The organism is Candidatus Trichorickettsia mobilis (assembly GCF_034366785.1).
Taxonomy (GTDB): domain Bacteria; phylum Pseudomonadota; class Alphaproteobacteria; order Rickettsiales; family Rickettsiaceae; genus Trichorickettsia; species Trichorickettsia mobilis_A.
Genome location: NZ_CP112955.1, coordinates 1 through 4849 on the forward strand (window position 1 = coordinate 1; position 4849 = coordinate 4849).

Sequence of the window (4849 nt, forward strand, 5' to 3'; positions counted from 1 at the left end):
ATGTCATGACAAAACTCGGCATGCCGGCTACCAAAAAAATTGCCTGATTTTTAACAAAATTAAACAACACGTCCAAATTCTGATTCATGCAACAAAGCCTGTTTTATTCCTTTAGGCATCTTTTTTCTTACTTCTTTTTTTCAGATGCACTGTCCAGAAAACTAATACAAGATCAATAGTGTATGTAAGGTCAAATCTTGACTTCTACACCTAGTTTTCTTGAAATTATCTACAAAACCAGAATTTGCAACAGGGGTTTTTACTACGTTATATAATCACTAGATACGGAGGTGTCGTCTCCAGATATATAGACTTCATCATCTTGATGTATATAGTCCGGTATAATAAAATCCTCAAATAATAGTTTGAGGTGATTATATGTTTCTAGTGAATAATCTTTAAATTTGAAGCAAAAGCTATCTATCTTTTCTTTGTCTTCTGAACCAAGTACAAAATCTCCGAACAATTTAGCAACTGTAGTTATACTCTGCACTGATTCAATGACTTTCCTCTGAAAAATTTCTTCCATTACAATATAGGTAAGGTTTTGAGTATAAGAAACTAAGGACTCTAATTCTTTTATAGAATTAGTACCAATTTTATCTTGAATCTCTTGATCCAATACATGTGGGCTTATATTAAGCAACTCAATTACTTGTAATACAAAGTTCGCTATTCCTTTTGGTTCTTCTTGGTAAAAATTAAGGCTCCCGGCTGCAGTCAATTTTTTTGCTGCTTCATTTATCTGATTTCTTTCCCAGGTTCTACTAGTTAATATTACTTTTAAGATATCGATGTTACCGCTTTCTATACCTAATTCAAGTACTGATGTGCTAGTATAATTATTTTCAGGCACAGTAGTGTCTAAAATAAATTTTAATCCTTCAAGGTTACCTACAAAAATTGAAGCCCATAAAAATCCATTAATATTACTTTCATTATTATTCACATTAAGAAAGTATGGAGAAAGTAACTTTAATATTGCTTGATCACTCTCCCTACGTGAGCATACATAAGTAAAAGCGTTATGTCCAAATATGCATTTTTTAGTGATTAAATCACCTTTTTCAGCCTTTTCATATTGCATCAAAATATAATTAATTACCTCTTGTTCCTTGCTATATTCACACGCATACATGAGAATAGTTTTACCTAAATGATCAGCAGTAAACAGATTATCTCCAAGTTTGGTAAGGTAATCTAGAGCTTCACTTTTACTTTTATTTTCCAGAATATTCGTATTAAAAATAAATTGTGTTTTCATTTTGCCTCCTATTTAAGCAATAATAACGGGAAGAAACATTATATTAACCTTTTAACCCCAACTGTGGATTAGATGAAGGTAAGAAGGTGGTGTTTACAAGGGGTTAGAGATACTCTATACAAATTTTAGCAATAAAAACATTTTACAAAATCATCGACAAAACAAAATAGCGCGGTTATATCTTTCTTCATGGGATAATGCTAAAACTTGTATAGAGTATCTCTAACCCCTTGTAAACACCACCTTCTTACCTTCATCTAATCCACAGTTGGGGTTAAGAGGGTATCAGAACCTAATTCTTATCCTATGTCTTATAAAGAAAGCTTGTTATTTATTATTTTTAATTATAAAACCCAAGATATTTTTGCTAACAAGTGATTTCGACCTATTGAATGGGCTTTGTTCGGAAGGGTATAGGTTTTCAAAGTTTAGACGGAACTATCCTATTCTCACAGAATTACACTGACCGAATGAGTTCCACAGATTGATAATAATAGCTGAGATTTAAACTACATTGTCATAAATATTTTCTAATATTCTTCCAACCACTTCTCTACAATAATTACCATTCATATCCTCTAACGCCCTATACATCTCATTATTAAAACCACTATTTAAAAAATCTAATCCTAGTGCTAAGAATTCAGGCATTACATCATCGCTATTTTTTGCTTGAAATCTACTAATTAAAGTAACCACTCTTGGCAGCATTTCTGCTAAAACGTGACCGAAAGTCGAATAACTACCGCCACAAGAATTAGAAAGTTCGATAAGGTTATTCAGATCATCCACACTAAATTCATATTTGGTTCCATATGATCCGGATGTCAACTCGGTACTCGAATCCTCTTTCTTATCATGAACGAGTTCCAAAAGAGATGTATTAAATTTACTCTTTATACCTTTTAATAGATTTTCAGGTACTGGCATATTTTCCTTTGTCATATCTTGTAATGGCTCAAAGAATTCCTTTTGAATTTCCCCTAGCTTAGTTTCAGTAATGTATGAGCTCACATAAGACGTAGCACCCTTTATTATGTTCATAAAGCCATTAGTATCTGGAATGCTTTTACTAAAAGCTTTTTGGATAAGATAATGCACTAATTCGTGTATAAGCGTTTCTTTCAGGTCAGTGATATTTTCTTGAAAAAAAGCCGTTATAGAATTACTTTGGGGAACATAATATCCGTATAGTGATTGTTTTTCTTGAGGAACTGAAACTTGTATGGTTAATTTGTCCTCTAATTCAAGAAATTCATTAACATAACTTATCACCAATTTTTCTATATGCGTAGAATTATTTAACGCAGTAAAAAGCTCTTGTGCTATTTTTTTGTCTATCGGATATAACTTGCTTGCTAAAGGTTTAAGCCAAGATTCTTCTGGTATGTATTGTTCTGTAATTTTTATTAATTTACATTCTGGTAGATCGTAACTTGGTGGCTTAAATGATAATAACGGAAGCTCAACTCCCATAGCTGCTATATCAATGCTGACAGTAGTTATTGGTGATATTTCTAGTAGAGCTGCTGGGTCAATGTTGACAGTAATTGTTGGTGATATTTCTAGGAACTCTATGTTGAAAGGTACGAACTCTATGTTGAAAGGAGTGAATGATGGCATTTTTAGGCAACCACTATTAGCAGCTTCAGCCATACCCATGACCCTACCTCCAACAGCATTTCCTCTTATTATAACTATATTGTCGCTATTGTTTATATCGTTTCCTAGGTTCTTCATGTTTCTTTTTCCAATTTTTAGTTAATAATCGTTAATATATAGCAGCATTTTGCTAAGGCTACTAGCGTTATTTTTATTAATTAACCGGTGCCATCAAGTTGTTTAAAGGATGGAGGTATGATAGTGATCTTGTATTAGTTTTCCGGACAGTGCATCTGAAAAAAAGGAATAAGAAAAAAGATGCCTAAAGGAATAAAATATACGGATGAATTTAAAAGAGAGGCGGTAAAGTTAGTGCAGTCTGCGGATAAACCGGTAAAACAAATTGCCGGAGAACTTGGCATAAAGTATAAAACTCTAAATTATTGGGTAAGAACAGCTATTATGCCGGTTACAGAGATAAAAACGCCTACTGGAGCGTCGCATCATTATCAAGAATTATTGATTGAAAATCAACGTTTACGCCGAGAGCTAAAGCGAGTAGAACAGGAGAGAGAAATCCTAAAAAAGGCTACAGCGTATTTTGCAAGTCTAGAGAAGTAAAATACGCTTTTATTAAAAATAATGGAGATAAATGTGGTGTAAGGTTAATGTGTGAGATGCTCGAGGTAGCGAAAAGCAGTTATTACGAGTGGTTGAGTAATCCTATTAGCAAAAGGTTTAGTAGGTATAGACAGCAGTTAATACCTTTAAGCCTTAATATTGCTATATATGCAAGAAATCCTATGGAGCCAACTAATAGTAAGAGTGCTTTTTATAAAAGAAAAAACTGAAGGAGAAATGTTATAAATCTCCATAAAAATGAAAGGGCTAAAGAAATCGAATAAAGTAGATATAGTGGAATATAGAGCAGGAATACTAATATATAAGCAGAAGATGGGAGATCTAATCAACGATCTAAGATTTTGGAAAAATTCCTGGGGATTACCTCCTTCAATCTGCCTTTTTTTCTGTGTATCAGGAAGGTGAATTAACAGTAAGACAAATAAAGGTAAGCATATAAAGGTAAGCATATAATAGTGAGAAAAAGGAATGGAGTCCTCCAGCCCCAACGCAATAGAAGCGCTGCTCCTAATAAAGGTGAAAAGATAGTAGTGGCTGCAGTAAGGATAGAACTATACCCTAAGTAATAAGCTAATACTTTAGGGGATAAAAGGGCTGCTAGCAAAGCAAAGCCAATTATAGAAATTCCTGAGTCTCCTAGAACTTGTAAGGACCTACCTACAAAAAAGGCTAGCTGATTCTCAGCGAGACCGCACGTTAACGTGCCCATTATAAAGGAAAGCGTACAACTAATCAGTAGTGATTTCGCTTTATATTTAGTGCTATAACAACCGACGAAAATATTAGAAAATATAGCAAGCCCTGGGCTTAGTATTAATGAAGCTTGCATAATAAAATCGGTGGCCCCTAAGGTTTCTTTAATTGCGAGTAAACAAGGATACTGTAAATGCATATTAGCTGAAAGCAAAGACATTAGGATTATTAAAAGCCATCCGTTAAGTTTAGCGGTACATTTCTCTGATAGTCCCAATACGTGCATTCTATTCATAATATTTACCCTTGTTAAATTTATGTGGATACCTCGTTTGTTTTATTAAGGAATAATAAACCTGGTGGTTGCTTAGTAAGCTTAAAAGGTTGCTTATATTTTGTTAGCGCAGCGCTTTTTAACTTTTGCTAAAGCTTAGCTAACTGTATAATGTAATATACATTGCTCTTATGGCTTATGGTATAGGTTGGAGGCTTTGTTGCATGAATCGGATTTTGAGGTAAATCGAGTTTTTGAATAAACAAAAAAAGCTGTAGAAATAGTGAGGTACAAGAGTTAAAATGACTCTTTTTTAAGGTGAGTATGCCTAACAAACTCCAAGATCCTTGTCGTCATAAATTTGCCCAAGCTAA

General features: G+C 33.5%; 4 protein-coding genes. 1 reads left to right on the forward strand and 3 read right to left on the reverse strand.

What is annotated here, in order from left to right; translation table 11 throughout:
- Window positions 1–262 precede the first annotated feature (262 nt).
- Window positions 263–1264 (reverse strand): hypothetical protein, encoded by a 1002-nt coding sequence (locus Trichorick_RS09025; protein ID WP_323739317.1) that lies wholly within the window; start codon window positions 1262–1264, stop codon window positions 263–265.
- 504 nt (window positions 1265–1768) lie between these two features.
- Complete coding sequence (locus Trichorick_RS09030) at window positions 1769–3004, reverse strand: hypothetical protein (protein ID WP_323739318.1); 1236 nt, start codon at window positions 3002–3004, stop codon at window positions 1769–1771.
- A gap of 180 nt (window positions 3005–3184) precedes the next feature.
- Between Trichorick_RS09030 and Trichorick_RS09035 the strand changes: the two genes are divergently transcribed.
- Window positions 3185–3487: a transposase gene (locus Trichorick_RS09035; RefSeq protein WP_323739319.1), complete on the forward strand. Its 303-nt coding sequence runs from the start codon at window positions 3185–3187 to the stop codon at window positions 3485–3487.
- Window positions 3488–3914: 427 nt separating this feature from the next.
- On the opposite strand, the gene Trichorick_RS09040 is transcribed toward Trichorick_RS09035, so the two are convergent.
- Window positions 3915–4496, reverse strand: coding sequence for an MFS transporter (locus Trichorick_RS09040; protein ID WP_323739320.1), 582 nt, complete (start codon window positions 4494–4496; stop codon window positions 3915–3917).
- Between the last annotated feature and the right edge of the window lie 353 nt (window positions 4497–4849).